We start from the raw sequence: 18,451 nt of genomic DNA on the forward strand, positions 1-18,451 counted from the left end.
TTTCGCTGGTTTCTCACCCGCGGGCCGTCGCCGGAAATTCGCCCAGAGTTCGTCACACGGCCCGCGACGCCCCTCAGCCGAGCCGGGGGACGACGAGGTCCCAGACCGTGTCGGCGAGGGCCTCCTTGGGCCCGTACGGGACGGGGGTCTCGGCGCCGTCGGCGGCCAGGACGACCGCCTCGTTCTCCTCGGCCCCGAAGGTCCTGCGCTCCCCCACCTCGTTGACGACGAGCAGGTCGCACCCCTTGCGGCGCAGCTTGTCGCGTCCGTTGGCGAGGACGTCGTCGGTCTCGGCCGCGAAGCCGACGACCACCTGTCCGGGGCGGGCGCGGTCGGCCGAGATCTCGGCGAGGATGTCGGGGTTGCGCACGAGCGCGACGGTCGGAGCCTCGACGCCGTCCTTCTTCTTGATCTTGCCCGTGGCGTACTCGGCGGGCCGGAAGTCGGCGACCGCCGCCGCCATGACCACGGCGTCGGCGTCGGCGGCGGCCTTGAGGACCGCCTCGCGCAGCTGGACCGCCGTGCCGACGTGGACGACGTCGACGCCCGCCGGATCGGGGATGCCGGTGTTCGCCTCGACGAGGGTGACGCGCGCGCCCCGGGCGGCCGCGGTACGGGCCAGGGCGTAGCCCTGCTTGCCGGAGGAGCGGTTGCCGAGGTAGCGGACCGGGTCGAGCGGCTCGCGGGTGCCGCCGGCGCTGACGACGACGTGGCGGCCGGCGAGGTCGGGCGCGGTCACCCCGCGGGCGAGCACCCGGCGGCACACCTCGAAGATCTCGCCCGGCTCGGGCAGCCGGCCCTTGCCGGTGTCGACGCCGGTGAGCCGGCCGACGGCGGGCTCGATGACGACGGCGCCGCGGCGGCGCAGCGTGGCGACGTTCTCCTGGGTGGCGGGGTGCTCCCACATCTCGGTGTGCATCGCGGGCGCGAAGACGACCGGACAGCGGGCCGTGAGCAGCGTGTTGGTGAGCAGGTCGTCGGCGAGGCCGTGAGCGGCCTTGGCGAGCATGTCGGCGGTGGCGGGCGCGACGACGACGAGGTCGGCGTGCTGGCCGATGCGGACGTGCGGGACCTCGTGGACGTCGTTCCAGACCTCGGTGGACACGGGGTGGCCCGACAGCGCCGACCAGGTCGCGGCTCCGACGAAGTTCAGGGCCGACGCGGTCGGCACGACCCGGACGTCGTGGCCGGACTCGGTGAGCCTGCGCAGCAGCTCGCACGCCTTGTACGCGGCGATGCCGCCGCTGACCCCGAGGACGACCCTCGGCCTGACACTCGCGTCCACTGCGTCCACTGCGCGCCTCCCCGCACTCGGTTGGTTCCCCCATGCTGCATCACTCCGTGGGCACGGCCTTGCGCGCCCCCGGACAGACCACAGGCCCGGCGGACGCTCCGCCGGGCCTGTGGTGAAGAACGATGGGTCGCGCCTACTGCGCCGGGCCCTCGATGGCCTCGGAGGTCAGCAGACCCGCGTTGATCTCACGCAGGGCGATCGACAGCGGCTTCTCGTGGACGTGGGTGTCCACCAGCGGACCGACGTACTCGAGCAGGCCCTCACCGAGCTGCGAGTAGTACGCGTTGATCTGGCGCGCGCGCTTGGCCGCGTAGATCACGAGGCTGTACTTCGAGTCAGTCGCCTCGAGCAGCTCGTCGATCGGCGGGTTGATGATGCCCTCGGGCGCGGTGATGGAAGAGGACACTCTAAGCCTTCCGAAGAACGTGCAGAAAGATCGGACAAAAGATCAAACAACTGCCATCAAGGCTAGCAGCTCGCGCGCCACGTCCTCGACGGAGGTGTTGACCAGGGTCGTGTCGAACTCCGACTCGGCGGCGAGTTCGACCTTGGCGGCCGCCAGCCGGCGCTCGATGACCTCCGCGGACTCGGTGCCGCGGCCGGTGAGCCGGCGGACCAGCTCGTCCCAGCTCGGCGGGGCCAGGAAGACCAGCTGCGACTCCGCCATGGACTCCTTCACCTGCCGAGCACCCTGGAGATCGATCTCCAGCAGCACCGGCTCGCCCGCCTCCAGGCGGTCGAGGACCGCGCGACGGGGCGTGCCGTAGCGGTTGCCCGCGAACTCGGCCCACTCCAGCAGCTCGCCGTTGGCGACCAGCTTGTCGAACTCCTCGTCCGTGACGAAGAAGTACTGGACACCGTGCTTCTCGCCGGGCCGCGGCTTCCGGGTGGTCGCCGACACCGAGAGCCAGACCTCGGGGTGGACCTTGCGCATATGGGCGACGACCGTGCTCTTGCCGACCCCGGAGGGGCCGGAGAGCACGGTCAGCCGCGGACGTACCTCTGCTGCCATGCAGCGATTATCCAGGTTCCCGGGAGTGCCCGGGAACGTCAGGCGGCGCCGCCGCCGAACTCACGCTCCAGGGAAGCGATCTGGTTGGAGCCGAGACCACGGACCCGGCGGCTCTCGGAGATGCCGAGCCGCTCCATGATCTGCTTGGCGCGGACCTTGCCCACGCCCGGCAGGGACTCGAGGAGGGCGGAGACCTTCATCTTGCCGATGACGTCGTTCTCCTGGCCCTGCTTGATGACCTCGTGGAGGGAGGCGCCGGAGTGCTTGAGTCGATTCTTGACCTCGGCCCGCTCCCGGCGAGCCGCGGCGGCCTTTTCGAGCGCGGCTGCGCGCTGTTCAGGGGTAAGGGGCGGAAGAGCCACGCCTACGTCACCTCGGATGTCGAACTGTCGGATACGGACCGGTGAGGAACCTAGTCGCCCCACACCAGGGGAGCAACGAGCAACGCAGGACGCCTTTGCGGGACGCTGCCTGCACGTTCGCTCTTCGACGGAGACTAGCGGCCATCACCGCTCCAGTCAGCGAGAACAGACGAAAAGTCCTGGTCAGCATCGACCGACCAGGACATTTCAGACATAACGACCCGCTTTTCGGCCGAGAAGTCCTGCATGGACCGACGGCCGGGCGTCTCGGCGGTCACTCAGCGCGTGCGGACGGTGCCCCGCAGCGCACGCGCTGCCCGATGTCGCCGGTCAGACCCCGGCCGACGCCACCGCCTCGCGCACCTCGTCCGTGAACCGCTCGGCGGCTGCCCGCAGCGCGGCCGGGTCGGGGCCGTGCCTGAGCACACCGCGGCTGACGCTCGGCAGCACGCTGCCGACGGCCGAGCCGAAGACACCGGGGAGGTCCGCCGGGGTCGCCCCCTGGGCGCCGATCCCCGGAGCCAGCAGCGGGCCGTTGATGTCGAGGTCCACACCGGCGTCGCCCAGCGTCGCGCCCACGACCGCGCCGACCGAACCGAGCGGCTCGGCACCCTCGTTCTCGGCGGCCATGTGGTTCAGCATCAGCTGCGCCAGGGACGTGCCGTCCGCCGCCGTGGAGCGCTGCACCTCGGCGCCCTCCGGATTGGAGGTCAGGGCCAGGACGAAGACGCCGCAGCCGCTCAGCACGGCCTGGTCGAGCGCGGGTCGCAGCGAACCGAAGCCGAGGTACGGGGACACCGTGACGGCGTCCGAGAACAGCGGCGAGTCCTTGCGCAGGAACGTCTCCGCGTACGCGCCCATGGTCGAGCCGATGTCGCCGCGCTTGGCGTCCATGAGGACCAGCGCGCCGGCGGCCCGTGCCTCCTCGACGGCCTTCTCCAGGACGGCGATGCCGCGCGAGCCGAAGCGCTCGAAGAACGCGGACTGCGGCTTCAGTACGGCGACCCGGTCGGCGAGCGCCTCGACCGTGGTGCGGGTGAACCGCTCCAGGCCGGCGACGTCGTCGTTCAGCCCCCACGCGGTCAGCAGCGAGGCGTGCGGGTCGATGCCGACGCACAGCGGGCCACGGGTGTCCATGGCGTGGCGCAGTCGTGCGCCGAAGGGCTCCAGAGGACTCATGCGGTGACCTTTCGCGTCTCGGCGCCGACGGCATCGGCGAGGGTGGCGTACGGGCTGGCCGCGAGGCGTGCGGCGAGGCCCTTGTGGATCGCGCGGGCGTAGAAGGGGCCCTCGTAGATGAAGGCGCTGTAGCCCTGCACGAGGGTGGCACCGGCGAGGATGCGCTGCCAGGCGTCCTCGGCGTTCTCGATGCCGCCGACGCCGACGAGGGTGATGCGGTCGCCGACGCGGGCGTACAGGCGGCGCAGGACCTCCAGGGAGCGCGCCTTGACCGGTGCGCCGGACAGGCCGCCGGTCTCCTTGACCAGCTCGGGCGAGGACGTCAGCCCCAGGCCCTCACGGGCGATCGTGGTGTTGGTGGCGATGATGCCGTCGAGGCCCAGCTCGAGGGCGAGGTCCGCCACGGCGTCGACGTCCTCGTCCGCCAGATCGGGGGCGATCTTGACCAGGAGCGGGACGCGGCGGTCGGTGACCGTGCGGTCCGCCGCCTCGCGCACGGCGGTGAGCAGCGGGCGCAGCGACTCGGTGGCCTGGAGATTGCGCAGGCCGGGGGTGTTGGGCGAGGAGACGTTGACGACGAGGTAGTCGGCGTGGGCGGCCAGGCGCTCGGTCGACTTCACGTAGTCGGCGGCGGCCTCGGCCTCCGGGACGGCCTTGGTCTTGCCGATGTTGACGCCGACGACGGTCCTGAAGACCGGCACCCGGGTGCGCAGTCGTTCGGCGACCGCGGCGGAGCCCTCGTTGTTGAAGCCCATGCGGTTGATCAGGGCGCGGTCCGGGACCAGCCGGAAGAGCCGCCTCTTGGGGTTGCCCGGCTGGGCCTCCCCCGTGACCGTGCCGATCTCGACATGGTCGAAGCCCAGCATCGCCATGCCGTCGATGGCCACGGCGTTCTTGTCGAAACCGGCCGCGAGCCCGAACGGGCCGTGCATGCGCAGTCCGAGGGCCTCGGTGCGCAGCTCCTCGTAGCGGGGGGCGAGCACCGCGGCGACGAAGGTGCGCAGAACGGGGACGCGGACCGCGAGGCGGATCCACCGGAAGGCCAGGTAGTGGGCCTCCTCCGGGTCCATGCGCTTGAAGACCAGGTGGAAGAAGAACTTGTACATGGGAAGTGGTGTCCTCATGAGGAGGGGGACACCGTTTCCGGTGTCCCCCTCATGGGTTGCTAGTCGCGGGCCGCGATCAGGTGTTCCGCGTGTTCCTGGAGCGATCGGACGCCCACGCCGCCGTGGTTGAGGGCGTCGATGCCCTGGACCGCCGCGGCGAGCGCCTGGACCGTCGTGAGGCACGGTACGGAGCGGGCCACCGCCGCCGTACGGATGTCGTAGCCGTCGAGGCGGCCGCCGGTGCCGTACGGGGTGTTGACGATGAGGTCGACCTCGCCGTCGTGGATGAGCTGGACGATGGTCCGCTCGCCGTCCGGCCCCGGGCCCTCGGACTGCTTGCGCACGACGGTGGCGTTGATGCCGTTGCGCTTGAGCACCTCGGCCGTGCCGGACGTGGCGAGCAGTTCGAAGCCGTGGGCGACCAGCTCGCGCGCGGGGAAGATCATCGAGCGCTTGTCGCGGTTGGCGACGGAGACGAACGCGCGTCCCTTGGTGGGCAGCGGTCCGTAGGCTCCGGCCTGCGACTTGGCGTACGCCGTGCCGAAGACGGAGTCGATGCCCATGACCTCGCCGGTGGAGCGCATCTCCGGGCCGAGGATGGTGTCCACGCCGCGACCGTGCACGTCGCGGAAGCGGCTCCACGGCATGACGGCCTCCTTGACGGAGATCGGCGCGTCCAGCGGCAGGGTGCCGCCGTCGCCGCTCTTCGGCAGCAGGCCCTCCTCGCGCAGCTCGGCGATGGTCGCGCCGAGCGAGATGCGCGCGGCGGCCTTCGCCAGCGGCACCGCGGTCGCCTTCGAGGTGAAGGGGACGGTCCGGGAGGCGCGGGGGTTGGCCTCCAGGACGTACAGGATGTCGCCGGCCATCGCGAACTGGATGTTGATCAGGCCGCGGACCCCGACGCCCTTCGCGATCGCCTCGGTGGAGGCGCGCAGGCGCTTGATGTCGAAGCCGCCCAGGGTGATCGGGGGCAGGGCGCAGGCCGAGTCACCGGAGTGGATGCCGGCCTCCTCGATGTGCTCCATGACGCCGCCGAGGTAGAGCTCGTGGCCGTCGTAGAGCGCGTCGACGTCGATCTCGATCGCGTCGTCGAGGAAGCGGTCGACCAGCACCGGGCGGGTCGGGGAGATCTCGGTGGACTCGGCGATGTACGCCTCCAGCCGCGCCTCGTCGTAGACGATCTCCATCCCCCGGCCGCCGAGCACGTACGACGGGCGGACCAGGACCGGGTAGCCGATCTCGTCGGCGATGTCCTTGGCGCCGGCGAAGGTGGTGGCCGTGCCGTGCTTGGGCGCGGGCAGACCGGCCTCGGCGAGGACCTGGCCGAAGGCGCCGCGGTCCTCGGCGGCGTGGATGGCCTCCGGAGAGGTGCCGACGACCGGGACGCCGTTGTCCTTCAGCGCCTGGGAGAGACCCAGCGGCGTCTGGCCGCCGAGCTGGACGACGACACCGGCGATGGGACCGGCGAGCGACTCGGCGTGCACGATCTCCAGCACGTCCTCGAGCGTGAGCGGCTCGAAGTACAGGCGGTCGGAGGTGTCGTAGTCCGTGGAGACGGTCTCCGGGTTGCAGTTGACCATCACGGTCTCGTACCCGGCGTCGTGCAGCGCGAAGGAGGCGTGGACGCAGGAGTAGTCGAACTCGATGCCCTGGCCGATGCGGTTGGGGCCGGAGCCGAGGATGATCACGGCGGGCCGGGTGCGCGGGGCGACCTCGGACTCCTCGTCGTAGGACGAGTAGAAGTACGGGGTCCGGGCGGCGAACTCGGCGGCGCAGGTGTCGACCGTCTTGTAGACCGGGCGGATGCCGAGCGCGTGCCGCACCTCGCGCACCACGTCCTCGCGCAGGCCGCGGATGTCGGCGATCTGGGCGTCGGAGAAGCCGTGGCGCTTGGCCTCGGCGAGCAGCTCCGGGTAGAGCTTCTCGGCGGCGGCGAGCTCGTCGGCGTACTCCTTGATCAGGAACAGCTGGTCGACGAACCAGGGGTCGATCTTCGTCGCCTCGAAGACCTCCTCGGGCGTGGCGCCCGCGCGGATGGCCTGCATGACGGTGTTGATCCGGCCGTCGGTCGGGCGCACGGCCTCGCGCAGCAGCTCGTCCTTGTCACCGGGCTCGCCGGTGAAGGAGAACTGGCTGCCCTTCTTCTCCAGCGAGCGCAGGGCCTTCTGGAGCGCCTCGGTGAAGTTGCGGCCGATGGCCATGGCCTCGCCGACCGACTTCATGGTGGTGGTGAGGGTGGAGTCCGCCTGCGGGAACTTCTCGAAGGCGAACCGCGGGGCCTTGACCACGACGTAGTCGAGGGTCGGCTCGAAGGAGGCCGGCGTCTTCTCCGTGATGTCGTTCGGGATCTCGTCCAGCGTGTAGCCGACGGCGAGCTTCGCGGCGATCTTGGCGATCGGGAAGCCGGTGGCCTTGGAGGCGAGCGCCGAGGAGCGGGAGACGCGCGGGTTCATCTCGATGACGATGATCCGGCCGTCCTCTGGGTTGACGGCGAACTGGATGTTGCAGCCGCCGGTGTCCACGCCGACCTCGCGGATGATCGCGATGCCGATGTCGCGCAGGCGCTGGTACTCGCGGTCGGTGAGGGTCATCGCCGGGGCGACGGTGATGGAGTCACCGGTGTGGACGCCCATCGGGTCGAAGTTCTCGATGGAGCAGACGACCACGACGTTGTCGTTCTTGTCGCGCATCAGCTCCAGCTCGTACTCCTTCCAGCCGAGGATGGACTCCTCCAGGAGCACCTCGGTGGTCGGGGAGAGCGTGAGGCCCTGGCCGGCGATGCGGCGCAGCTCGTCCTCGTCGTGCGCGAAGCCGGAGCCCGCGCCGCCCATGGTGAAGGAGGGGCGGACCACGACGGGGTAACCGCCGAGCGTGTCGACGCCCTTGATGACGTCGTCCATCGAGTGGCAGATGACCGAGCGGGCGGACTCGCCGTGGCCGGTCTTGCGCCGGACCTCCTCGACGACCTCCTTGAACAGGTCGCGGTCCTCGCCCTTGTTGATGGCCTCGACATTGGCGCCGATCAGCTCGACGCCGTACTTCTCCAGCACACCCTGCTCGTGCATGGAGATGGCGGTGTTGAGCGCGGTCTGGCCGCCGAGGGTGGGCAGCAGCGCGTCGGGGCGCTCCTTGGCGATGATCTTCTCGACGAACTCGGGCGTGATCGGCTCGACGTAGGTGGCGTCGGCGATCTCCGGGTCGGTCATGATCGTGGCCGGGTTGGAGTTGACCAGGATGACGCGCAGGCCCTCGGACTTGAGGACGCGGCAGGCCTGGGTGCCGGAGTAGTCGAACTCGGCGGCCTGGCCGATGACGATCGGGCCGGAGCCGATGACCAGGACGGACTGGATATCGGTGCGCTTAGGCACGCTCGGCCTCCATCAGGGATACGAAGCGGTCGAAGAGGTACGCGGCGTCGTGCGGGCCGGCGGCCGCCTCGGGGTGGTACTGGACGCTGAAGGCCGGCTGGTCGAGCAGCTGGAGGCCCTCCACCACGTTGTCGTTGAGGCAGACGTGGGAGACCTCGGCACGGCCGTAGGGGGTGTCGGAGACCTTGTCGAGGGGGGCCTCGACGGCGAATCCGTGGTTGTGCGCGGTGACCTCGACCTTGCCGGTCGTGCGGTCCTGCACGGGCTGGTTGATGCCGCGGTGGCCGTACTTCAGCTTGTACGTGCCGAAGCCGAGCGCGCGGCCGAGCAGCTGGTTGCCGAAGCAGATGCCGAACAGCGGGGTCCGGCGTTCCAGCACCGCCTTGATGACGGTCAGGTCGGCGGTGGCGGGGTCGCCGGGGCCGTTGGAGAGGAACACGCCGTCGGGGTTCACCGCGTAGACGTCGTCGGCGGTGGCGGTCGCGGGCAGGACGTGCACCTCGATGCCGCGCTCGGCCATGCGGTGCGGGGTCATGCCCTTGATGCCCAGGTCGAGGGCGGCGACGGTGAACTTCGCTGTACCGACTGGGACGGCTTCGCCGTCGGGGCCGATGGCCGGGACGACGTACGCCTCGGTGGTGGCGACCTCGGCGGACAGGTCGGCGCCCTTCATCTCGGGCGCCTGCTGGACCCGGGCGAGCAGGCCGGCGTCGTCGGCCAGCGCGTCGCCGGAGAAGATGCCGACGCGCATGGCGCCGCGCTCGCGCAGGTGGCGGGTGAGGGCGCGGGTGTCGATGCCGCTGATGCCGACGATGCCCTGGGCGGCCAGCTGCTCGTCGAGGGAGCGGCGGGAGCGCCAGTTGGACGGGATGCGGGCGGGGTCACGGACCACGAAGCCGGCGACCCAGATCCGCTTCGACTCGTCGTCCTCGTCGTTGACGCCGGTGTTGCCGACGTGCGGCGCGGTCATGACCACGACCTGGCGGTGGTACGACGGGTCGGTCAGGGTCTCCTGGTAGCCCGTCATGCCGGTGTTGAACACCGCCTCGCCGAAGGTCTCCCCCACGGCCCCGTAGGCACGTCCGCGGAAGGTGCGGCCGTCCTCCAGGACGAGTACGGCGGGAGACGCCTTCTGCCTCAAGGCGGATCCCCTGGTGGAGGTCGTCATCGTGCGGTGCCTTCCGTCGTCTTGATCATGTTCTCGGGGGTGCCGGGGGTCGTGCCCCGGACGAGTGCCGTGAGGGCGTCGGCCCAGGTGCTCTGCTCGGCCGCGTGGTCGAAGCGGAAGCCCGAGTCGATGAGCTTGCCGCCGTGTTCCCAGGTGACGATCAGCAGACCGCCCTCGGCGAGGACCTTGCCGGCGATGCCCTTGTCGAGCCGGGCCTCGCGCAGCGCCTCCTTCGGTACGAAGAAGTCCACGGCACCGGGCCGTACGACAGCCAGTCCCTCGTCCGTCAGGGTGAGCTCGGCCCGGCTGCGCACGCCCAGGCCGTGGGCGACGATCCGGTCGAGCCACTGGCCGGCGGTCGTGGAGCCGTGGTACCGGCCGCTCATCGTCAGTTTCGCCTCATTGAGCCGCTCCGGCACGGCCGGGAGCTCGGGCAGGTCGGACTGGAGGCTGCCGCGCCATTTCCAGCCCTGGCGCATCAGCCAGTAGACGAAGGCGATGAAGAGCAGCAGTCCGGCGACCCAGCCGAGGCGGGCCGCCCAGTCGGTCACCTCCGCGGACTTCCGCTCCGCCGCCATGGTGATGAGTGCAGGTGTCACGCCAGCTTCCCGTCCACGACCGTCGCACGGCCCCGCAGGAAGGTGTGCGTGACGCGTCCCGGCAGCTCACGGCCCTCGTAGGGGGTGTTGCGGCTGCGGGAGGCGAAGCCGGCGGGGTCCACGACACCACGGTATGCCGGATCGACCAGCGTGAGGTTCGCGGGCTCACCTGCCGAGACGGGCCGCCCGTGCCCGGCCGCCTGTCCGATGCGCGCGGGCGCGTACGACATGCGGTCGGCGACGCCTGCCCAGTCGAGCAGCCCGGTCTCGACCATCGTCTGCTGGACCACGGACAGGGCGGTCTCCAGACCGACCATGCCCATGGCGGCCGCGGCCCACTCGCAGTCCTTGTCCTCGTGCGGGTGCGGGGCGTGGTCGGTGGCGACGATGTCGATCGTGCCGTCCGCCAGCGCCTCGCGCAGCGCCATGACGTCGCGCTCGGTGCGCAGCGGCGGGTTGACCTTGTAGACCGGGTTGTAGGAGCGCACGAGCTCGTCGGTCAGGAGCAGGTGGTGCGGGGTGACCTCGGCGGTGACGTCGATGCCGCGGGACTTGGCCCAGCGGACGATCTCGACCGAACCTGCGGTCGACAGGTGGCAGATGTGCACCCGGGAGCCGACGTGCTCGGCGAGGAGCACGTCCCGGGCGATGATCGACTCCTCGGCGACGGCGGGCCAGCCGCCGAGGCCGAGTTCGGCGGAGACGATGCCCTCGTTCATCTGGGCGCCCTCGGTGAGCCGGGGCTCCTGGGCGTGCTGGGCGACGACGCCGCCGAACGCCTTCACGTACTCCAGCGCGCGGCGCATGATCACGGCGTCGTCGACGCACTTGCCGTCGTCGGAGAAGACGGTGACGCCGGCCGCGGACTCGTGCATCGCGCCGAGCTCGGCGAGCTTCTTGCCCTCCAGGCCGACGGTGACGGCGCCGATGGGCTGCACGTCGCAGTAGCCCGACTCCTTGCCGAGCCGGTAGACCTGCTCGACGACGCCGGCGGTGTCCGCGACCGGGAAGGTGTTGGCCATGGCGAAGACGGCGGTGTAGCCGCCGCTCGCGGCGGCGCGGGTGCCGGTGAGGACGGTCTCGGAGTCCTCGCGGCCGGGCTCGCGCAGGTGGGTGTGCAGGTCGACCAGGCCCGGCAGCAGGATCTGCCCGTGGGCCTCGATCACCCGGGTGCCCTCGTCGGAGAGCCCACTGCGCTCGATATCGCCCTGCCGGGCGGTGGCCACGGCCTCGATCGTCTCGCCGTCGATCAGGACGTCCTGCGCCTCGCCGCCGAGTACCTTCGCACCGCGGATAAGGATCTTGCTCATGGTCTTACTTCTCCTCGGTACGGGGGTTGGGGGCGTCGGATTCGTTGCCGCCGAGCAGCAGGTAGAGGACGGCCATGCGGATGGAGACGCCGTTGGCGACCTGCTCGACGACCGTGCACCGGTCGGAGTCGGCGACCTCGGCGGTGATCTCCATGCCGCGGACCATCGGTCCGGGGTGCATCACGACGGCGTGCTCGGGCATCCGCGCCATGCGGTCGCCGTCCAGGCCGTAGCGGCGCGAGTACTCGCGCTCGGTCGGGAAGAACGCGGCGTTCATGCGCTCGCGCTGGACGCGCAGCATCATCACGGCGTCGGACTTGGGCAGGGTGCTGTCCAGGTCGTAGGAGATCTCGCAGGGCCAGGTCTCGACGCCGACGGGCACGAGCGTGGGCGGCGCGACGAGCGTGACGTGGGCGCCGAGGGTGTGCAGCAGGTCGACGTTGGAGCGGGCGACCCGGCTGTGCAGGACGTCTCCCACGATCGTGATCCGCTTGCCGGCCAGGTCCTGGCCGAGCCCGGCGTCCCTGCCGACGAGCCGGCGGCGCATGGTGAAGGCGTCGAGCAGGGCCTGGGTGGGGTGCTGGTGGGTGCCGTCACCGGCGTTGATGACGGGCGCGTCGATCCAGCCGGAGTTGGCGAGGCGGTAGGGGGCGCCGGAGGCGCTGTGCCGTATGACGACGGCGTCGACGCCCATGGCCTCCAGGGTCTGGGCGGTGTCCTTGAGGGACTCGCCCTTGGACACGCTCGATCCCTTGGCGGCGAAGTTGATGACGTCGGCGGACAGGCGCTTCTCGGCGGCCTCGAAGGAGATCCGGGTGCGGGTCGAGTCCTCGAAGAAGAGGTTGCAGACCGTGCGGCCGCGCAGTGCGGGGAGCTTCTTGATCGGCCGGTCGGCGACCCGGGCCATCTCCTCGGCGGTGTCGAGGATGAGGACGGCGTCGTCGCGGGTGAGGTCGGCGGCCGAGATGAGGTGGCGCATCATCTGGGTGGTGTCTCCAGGTCTGTGGAGGTTCGTAAGACATGCGGGCGCGCAGCAGCGCACGCCGTACGAGGGGTGGTCGTACGGAGGTGCTACCGCTCGCCGGCCGCGGCGGTCTCCCGCAGGCCGAGCAGCACGGTGTCGCGACCGTCCTCCTCGGCGAGCTGGACCTTGACCGTCTCGCGCAGCGACGTGGGGAGGTTCTTGCCGACGTAGTCGGCGCGGATGGGCAGTTCACGGTGGCCCCGGTCGACGAGGACCGCGAGCTGCACGGCGCGCGGGCGCCCGATGTCGCCGAGGGCGTCGAGCGCGGCGCGGATGGTGCGGCCGGAGAAGAGCACGTCGTCGACGAGGACGACGAGACGGCCGTCGATGCCGTCACCGGGGATCTCCGTCCGGGCCAGCGCGCGGGCGGGCTTCAGACGCAGATCGTCGCGGTACATGGTGATGTCGAGGGAGCCGACCGGCACCTTCCGGCCGGTGATGCCTTCGAGCTTGTCGGCGAGCCGGCGGGCGAGGAAGACGCCGCGGGTGGGAATGCCGAGGAGCACCACGTCGTCGGCACCCTTGGCGCGTTCGACGATCTCGTGGGCGATACGGGTCAGTACCCGCGCGATGTCGGGAGCCTCGAGAACGGGGCGGGCCGCATCGGAGTTGTGCGTGTCCATACGAAACGGACCTCCTTCTCCGCCTCACGGGACGGTTCTTAAAGGACGTCGGAATTGCGCCGTCCACGTTACCAGTGCTTGATAGGTGTACTGATCCGGGTAGGCCGGCCCGTGGCCGAAACCGGTCCGGATCATTCGGCTTGACTCAGCCAAGTCACGCTGCGTAACCTCACAGTGAGTTACCAGTCGCGCGGCGGAGCCGCACGTTGTCACAGCGTCCGGGGAGCTATATGTCCAGCGAATACGCAAAACAGCTCGGGGCCAAGCTCCGCGCCATCCGCACCCAGCAGGGACTGTCCCTCCACGGCGTGGAAGAGAAGTCCCAGGGCCGCTGGAAGGCCGTCGTGGTCGGCTCGTACGAGCGCGGCGACCGCGCCGTGACCGTGCAGCGCCTGGCCGAGCTCGCGGACTTCTACGGCGTCCCGGTGCAGGAGCTGCTTCCGGGCACGACGCCGGGCGGGGCCGCCGAGCCGCCGCCGAAGCTCGTCCTGGACCTGGAGCGCCTGGCCCACGTCCCGCAGGAGAAGGCGGGCCCGCTGCAGCGCTACGCGGCGACGATCCAGTCGCAGCGCGGCGACTACAACGGCAAGGTGCTCTCGATCCGCCAGGACGACCTGCGCACCCTGGCCGTGATCTACGACCAGTCGCCCTCGGTCCTGACCGAACAGCTGATCAGCTGGGGCGTGCTGGACGCGGACGCGCGTCGTGCGGTCGCGCACGAAGAGAGCTGATCCCACTTTTTTGAAAAAACGTCACGTCGAAGGGCGGGACCGGCTCGGACCGGCCCGCCCTTCGTCATGCGGGCACGGCCGGCCGAGAAGACGGCGAGCGCGGTGTGCGGCGCTGCCGCGCCCCGGCGGAGCGCCGTTGTGCGACGGGACCGTCATCGCCGGCCACACGTCCCGGCAATACGGAGGCCCTGGCCATCGAGCCCCGGAGCGGCCTGGACGCGGGCGCCGTGTCTCGCGGGCACCTGGAAGGCCGGATGCCGGGCTCCGGCGCGGGGTGGGGGCTTGCGCCCGCCGAGCGGATCCCAGGCAAGCGGGATGGTGGGCGGCGGCCCTTCGGACACGAGCCGTCCACGTGCCTCGCACGGCCACATTCCGGGCCGCGACCACGTCGTGGGCCGAGCGGCCCCCAGCGCAGCCGGAAGCCGGACAACAGCCCTTCGGACACGCCCCGGCCGCAGGCCCTCGCACGGCCGCATCCCGGGCCGTGACCGCGTCGCCGAGCAGACCCCGACGGGAACACGGGCGGCGGCCCCTCGGAGACGAGCCGCCCACAGACCCTGGCACGGCCGCACATCATCGGGCCGTGGCCACGTCGCCGAGCGGGCCCCAGCGCGACCGGAACAGGGGCGGCGGCCCTTCGGAGACGAGCCGCCCACGGGCCTCGCACGGCCACACCCCCGGCCGCACCACGTCGTGGGCCGAGCAGCCCCCAGCGCAGCCGGAACGCAGGCGGCGGCCCCTCGGGCACGCCCCGGCCGCAAACGCTCGCACGGCCGCATCCCGGGCCGCGACCACGTCGTGGGCCGGGCAGACCTCAGCGCAGCCGGAAGCCGAACGGGGGTCCCGCGGGGCAGCTCGGGCCCGGCCCGGCGGGCCGGAGACGGCTCCGGCGGCGGCGCTGCGGGCGCCCCCGGCGCCACATCGGTGCGCACGGAATCCTCACAGGGCCCACCCGTGGCCGGATCCTTTCGGCGCGTGGTCGGGGCGCAGCGTGCTCGGCGTGGCCGGAAAGCACCGGGCCCGGGCAGAAGACGATCGTCTTCTGCCCGGGCCCGGTGAAGCCGGTCGCGCCGCCGCGCGGCTCAGTCGCGGCGAAGGCTCGGCTTGAGGTCCTTGAAACGGCCCAGCAGGCCGTTCACGAACGACGGCGACTCGTCGGTGGAGAACTCCTTCGCGAGCTGCACCGCCTCGTCGATCACCACCGCGTCGGGCGTCTCGTCCATCCACACCAGCTCGAACGCACCGAGCCGCAGGATGTTGCGGTCGACGACCGGCATCCGGTCCAGCGTCCAGCCGACCGCGTACGTGGCGATGAGCTCGTCGATGCGCTCCGCGTGCTCCGCGTAGCCCTCGACGAGGTCCATGGTGTACTCGGCGACCGGCGGCTGACGGTCGTCGGAACGGGCGTGCCGGACCCAGTCCGCGAGGACCGTCCGCACGGACGCCCCGCGCTGGTCGGCCTCGAAGAGGATCTGGAAGGCCCGCTTGCGGGCCTTGTTACGGGCAGCCACGGTTAGCTGTTCACCCGGCCGAGGTAGTCGCCCGAACGGGTGTCGACCTTGATCTTCTCACCGGTGGTGATGAACAGCGGGACCTGGATCTCGTAGCCGGTCTCCAGGGTGGCGGGCTTGGAGCCGCCGGTGGAGCGGTCGCCCTGCACACCGGGCTCGGTGTGCTGGATGGTGAGCTCGACGGCGGCCGGGAGCTCGACGTAGAGCACCTCGCCCTCGTGCTGCGCGACGCTCGCCGTGAAGCCCTCGATGAGGAAGTTCGCCGCGTCGCCCACCTGCTTGCGGTCGATCATCAGCTGGTCGTAGGTCTGCATGTCCATGAAGACGAAGTACTCGCCGTCCATGTACGAGAACTGCATGTCGCGGCGGTCGACGGTGGCCGTTTCGACCTTCACGCCTGCGTTGAAGGTCTTGTCGACGACCTTGCCGGAGAGCACGTTCTTGAGCTTGGTGCGCACGAAGGCCGGGCCCTTGCCGGGCTTGACGTGCTGGAACTCGACGACGGACCAGAGCTGGCCTCCGTCGAGCTTGAGCACCATGCCGTTCTTGAGGTCGTTCGTGGAAGCCACGGTTGCGGAATCTCCTGGACTGACGCTGGTGGACGACCCAGTGGCTGCGGAGGCGCGCACTAGAGCGCGAGCAGCTCCTTGGTCGTGATGGTGAGTAGCTCGGGGCCGCCGTCCGCCTCCTGGCGCACGACGAGCGTGTCATCGATCCGGACGCCGCCCCGGCCCGGGAGGTGGACCCCCGGTTCGACGGTGACCGGCACGCAAGCGTCCAGTTTACCCATGGCCGCAGGGGCGAGCTGCGGGTCCTCACCGATTTCGAGCCCGACGCCGTGCCCCGTGCGGGGTTCGAGGTCCTCGCCGTGGCCCGCGGCGTCGAGGATGTGGCGGGCCGCGTGATCCACTTCGCGGTAGGCCGTGCCCGGCAGCAGTGCCTCGCGGCCCGCGCGCTGAGCGGCGAAGACGAGGTCGTAGAGCTCGACCTGCCAGTCCGCGGGCGTCGTGCCGATCACGAAGGTGCGGCCGATCTCGCAGCGGTAGCCACGGTAGTTCGCGCCGAGACAGACCGACAGGAAGTCGCCCTCCTCGACACGGCGGTCGCTGGGGCGGTGACCGGGCCGCCCGGAGTTCGGACCGGTGGCCACGGACGTGGGGAAGGCGGGGCCGTCGGCGCCGTGGTCGACGAGACGGCGCTCCAGTTCGAGGGCGAGATGCCGTTCGGTGCGGCCGACGAGGATGGACTCGAGGAGTTCGCCCACGGCCTGGTCGGTGATCTCGGCAGCGATGCGCAGACAGGCGATCTCGTCCTCGTCCTTGACGATGCGCTGCTGCTCGACGGCGAGACCGAGGTCGGTGATGCGCAGGTGCGGTGCGACGGACTGCAGCGCCCGGTAACGGGCGACGGTCAAGTGGTGCTCCTCCACGGCCAGCGCGTCCGCCGAGGAACCGCGCGCCAGCTCGGCGGCGGCGACGACCGGGTCGCCGGCGGACGCGGGGAGCACGGTCAGCCGCAGCTCCTCGTCGGGCCGCCCGTCGACGGGGTCGCCGGTGGGGGTGCGGGGGCACAGCAGGGCGTCCTCGTCGGGGCCGAGCAGCAGTACGGCGCCGGGCGGGGAGGTGCCGGCGAGATAGCGGACGTTGGCGGGTCGGGAGATCAGGACCGCTGCGCTGCCGGTGACCGCGCACCGGTCGCGCAGCCGACCGCGTCGGGCGCCAAAGACCTCGGACATTCTCCGAGCGTACGAGCCCGATGGCGGACCGGCCCGGTGACGCGGCCGAGCGGGGCCCTTCCGGTGCGCGGGGGCCACGGGCACGGCGCCGCCGCGGGGGCGCTTCCCCTCCGGCCGCCCTTGCGCTACGGCCCGGCGGCCGTGGGCAGCACCTCCGTCCCGGAACCGGCCACCGCCTGACCAGGGACCCGACGGCCATACGGCCGCAACCCCGGCCCGGCGGCCGGGCCTCCGGCTGGCCGCTGCGTGGGTGCCGCTGCGCTGGGGTTCGCCTCCGCCACCCCGAGACCGGGGCGGCGCCCCGGGCCCTTCGAGGGCGGCTGTGGGCGGTCCCGTCGGTGCTTGAGACCTGTGCCAGGCATGACCAGCCCCGCCGGCGACTGATTGAGGCGCGGGGTTCGGGCGGAGCCCCGGCGGGGATTTGGGCGACTACCAGGTCGGGGGGCTGGCGATCGCGCGGGCCAGGACGTCGTCCAGTACGCGGGACGTCGTTTCCACGTCGTACTTCGAGTTGTCGATGATCGGCAGGCCAGAGCCGTACCAGCCCGCCATCCGGCCGTGGATCCCCGCGACCTCCTCGTCCGACAGACGGCGGTTGCCCGTGCGTTCCGCGTTCCGTTCGAGGACGATCTCCAGGCCCGGGAGCAGCACCACCGGCAGCAGCCCGGGGCCCACATGGCGCTTCCAGCCGCCGAGGCCGACGACCGGGCGGTCGGGGAAGACCGCGTCGTCGAGGATGCAGGAGATCCCGTTGGCCAGGAAGTTGCGTGCGGCGAAGCCGCAGGTGCGGCGGGCGAGGCGGTACTGGGCCTCGGAGTTGTCGTTCCAGCCGTCCTGGGGGTCGGCGAAACCGGAGCAGACCCATTCGCGTACGTCGTCGAGGCTGATGTGCGCCGTGGGCACGCGGCGGTGCTTCGCCCAGTGGCGCGCCACCGTCGTCTTGCCCGCGCCGGCGGGGCCGATCAGCAGCACGGCGAGCATGGCCGTCCCCGTGCCCATGTCCGCCGGAGGCGGGTCGGGTATCGGGACGGGCTGCGCCGGCGGCAGTTGGACGTGGCCCGTCGTCTCACGGGACGGCGATGCGGACGGGTGCTGTGGGCCGGACGGGTGCTGCGGCGCGGCGGGCCACCCGGGCTGCGCCGGACCGGACATCGGAGGAGGAGGCGGCGGGGGCGGCGGGGGCCCTGCGGGAGGGCCGGGAACCGGACCCGGGTGGTGGGCGCCGGGTGTCCAGGCGGCCTGTCCCTGCCCCGGGCGGTGGTGAGGCGGCAGCGGAGCCCCCACTGCGTGCTGCATCCGGTGCCACTCCGTCTCGTACGACTGACGCTGATCTACCGAACGGTACCCTCCCGGAGCCGTTCGGATGTGCGACCGCCCCCGGCCGCTGTCGCCACAACGGCCGAGGGCGGCGAGAAGTGCCCGGTCCCGG

Annotated in this window: 17 protein-coding genes; 1 reads left to right on the plus strand and 16 read right to left on the minus strand. The window is 71.4% G+C overall.

All coding sequences use genetic code 11. The annotated features are described in order from the left end of the window. Positions 1-73: 73 nt before the first annotated feature. The 12 genes from coaBC to pyrR all read right to left on the minus strand — a co-directional run bounded on the left by coaBC (position 74) and on the right by pyrR (position 13,045). On the minus strand, positions 74-1,285 hold the full coding sequence (gene coaBC / locus AB0K02_RS05705; RefSeq protein WP_365991258.1) for a bifunctional phosphopantothenoylcysteine decarboxylase/phosphopantothenate--cysteine ligase CoaBC: 1,212 nt from the start codon (positions 1,283-1,285) through the stop codon (positions 74-76). A 142-nt stretch (positions 1,286-1,427) separates the two neighbouring features. Then, on the minus strand, positions 1,428-1,700 hold the full coding sequence (gene rpoZ, locus AB0K02_RS05710; RefSeq protein ID WP_005319902.1) for a DNA-directed RNA polymerase subunit omega: 273 nt from the start codon (positions 1,698-1,700) through the stop codon (positions 1,428-1,430). A 42-nt stretch (positions 1,701-1,742) separates the two neighbouring features. Beyond that, a complete protein-coding gene (gene gmk / locus AB0K02_RS05715) occupies positions 1,743-2,306 on the minus strand; it encodes a guanylate kinase (RefSeq protein WP_365991091.1) in 564 nt (187 codons plus the stop codon). 38 nt (positions 2,307-2,344) lie between these two features. Then, positions 2,345-2,668: an integration host factor gene (locus AB0K02_RS05720; protein WP_005319887.1), complete on the minus strand. Its 324-nt coding sequence runs from the start codon at positions 2,666-2,668 to the stop codon at positions 2,345-2,347. Between the two features lie 330 nt (positions 2,669-2,998). After that, positions 2,999-3,847: an orotidine-5'-phosphate decarboxylase gene (gene pyrF, locus AB0K02_RS05725; RefSeq protein ID WP_365991092.1), complete on the minus strand. Its 849-nt coding sequence runs from the start codon at positions 3,845-3,847 to the stop codon at positions 2,999-3,001. After that, positions 3,844-4,953: a quinone-dependent dihydroorotate dehydrogenase gene (locus AB0K02_RS05730; protein ID WP_365991093.1), complete on the minus strand. Its 1,110-nt coding sequence runs from the start codon at positions 4,951-4,953 to the stop codon at positions 3,844-3,846. The genes pyrF and AB0K02_RS05730 overlap by 4 nt, the downstream gene beginning before the upstream one ends. A 59-nt stretch (positions 4,954-5,012) precedes the next feature. Further along, a complete protein-coding gene (carB, locus tag AB0K02_RS05735; RefSeq protein ID WP_365991094.1) occupies positions 5,013-8,321 on the minus strand; it encodes a carbamoyl-phosphate synthase large subunit in 3,309 nt (1,102 codons plus the stop codon). Next, positions 8,314-9,489, minus strand: coding sequence for a glutamine-hydrolyzing carbamoyl-phosphate synthase small subunit (gene carA, locus AB0K02_RS05740; protein WP_365991095.1), 1,176 nt, complete (start codon positions 9,487-9,489; stop codon positions 8,314-8,316). Before carA ends, carB begins: the two co-directional genes overlap by 8 nt. Continuing rightward, positions 9,486-10,067 carry a hypothetical protein gene (locus tag AB0K02_RS05745; protein WP_365991259.1) on the minus strand — a complete coding sequence of 194 codons (582 nt, stop codon included), beginning with the start codon at positions 10,065-10,067 and terminating at the stop codon, positions 9,486-9,488. The genes carA and AB0K02_RS05745 overlap by 4 nt, the downstream gene beginning before the upstream one ends. A 17-nt stretch (positions 10,068-10,084) precedes the next feature. Further along, positions 10,085-11,398 carry a dihydroorotase gene (locus tag AB0K02_RS05750; RefSeq protein WP_365991096.1) on the minus strand — a complete coding sequence of 438 codons (1,314 nt, stop codon included), beginning with the start codon at positions 11,396-11,398 and terminating at the stop codon, positions 10,085-10,087. Positions 11,399-11,402: 4 nt separating this feature from the next. Beyond that, positions 11,403-12,380 carry an aspartate carbamoyltransferase catalytic subunit gene (locus AB0K02_RS05755; RefSeq protein ID WP_365991097.1) on the minus strand — a complete coding sequence of 326 codons (978 nt, stop codon included), beginning with the start codon at positions 12,378-12,380 and terminating at the stop codon, positions 11,403-11,405. A gap of 89 nt (positions 12,381-12,469) precedes the next feature. Further along, positions 12,470-13,045, minus strand: coding sequence for a bifunctional pyr operon transcriptional regulator/uracil phosphoribosyltransferase PyrR (gene pyrR, locus AB0K02_RS05760; protein WP_365991098.1), 576 nt, complete (start codon positions 13,043-13,045; stop codon positions 12,470-12,472). 230 nt (positions 13,046-13,275) lie between these two features. Between pyrR and bldD the strand changes: the two genes are divergently transcribed. Beyond that, entirely contained in the window at positions 13,276-13,776 is a 501-nt protein-coding gene (gene bldD / locus AB0K02_RS05765) for a transcriptional regulator BldD (RefSeq protein ID WP_005319862.1), read from the plus strand. A 1,082-nt stretch (positions 13,777-14,858) separates the two neighbouring features. Here bldD and nusB read toward each other — a convergent pair. From nusB to AB0K02_RS05785, 4 genes are all read right to left on the minus strand, one after another. Beyond that, a complete protein-coding gene (nusB, locus tag AB0K02_RS05770; protein WP_365991099.1) occupies positions 14,859-15,287 on the minus strand; it encodes a transcription antitermination factor NusB in 429 nt (142 codons plus the stop codon). 2 nt (positions 15,288-15,289) lie between these two features. Then, positions 15,290-15,856 (minus strand): elongation factor P, encoded by a 567-nt coding sequence (gene efp / locus AB0K02_RS05775; RefSeq protein ID WP_177153303.1) that lies wholly within the window; start codon positions 15,854-15,856, stop codon positions 15,290-15,292. Between the two features lie 59 nt (positions 15,857-15,915). Further along, positions 15,916-17,022 carry an aminopeptidase P family protein gene (locus tag AB0K02_RS05780; RefSeq protein ID WP_365991100.1) on the minus strand — a complete coding sequence of 369 codons (1,107 nt, stop codon included), beginning with the start codon at positions 17,020-17,022 and terminating at the stop codon, positions 15,916-15,918. A 429-nt stretch (positions 17,023-17,451) separates the two neighbouring features. Beyond that, positions 17,452-18,318 carry a Pro-rich N-terminal domain-containing protein gene (locus AB0K02_RS05785; RefSeq protein WP_365991101.1) on the minus strand — a complete coding sequence of 289 codons (867 nt, stop codon included), beginning with the start codon at positions 18,316-18,318 and terminating at the stop codon, positions 17,452-17,454. Positions 18,319-18,451 lie beyond the last annotated feature (133 nt).

Origin of the sequence: Streptomyces sp. NPDC049597, from assembly GCF_040675505.1 — a bacterium.
GTDB lineage: Bacteria > Actinomycetota > Actinomycetes > Streptomycetales > Streptomycetaceae > Streptomyces.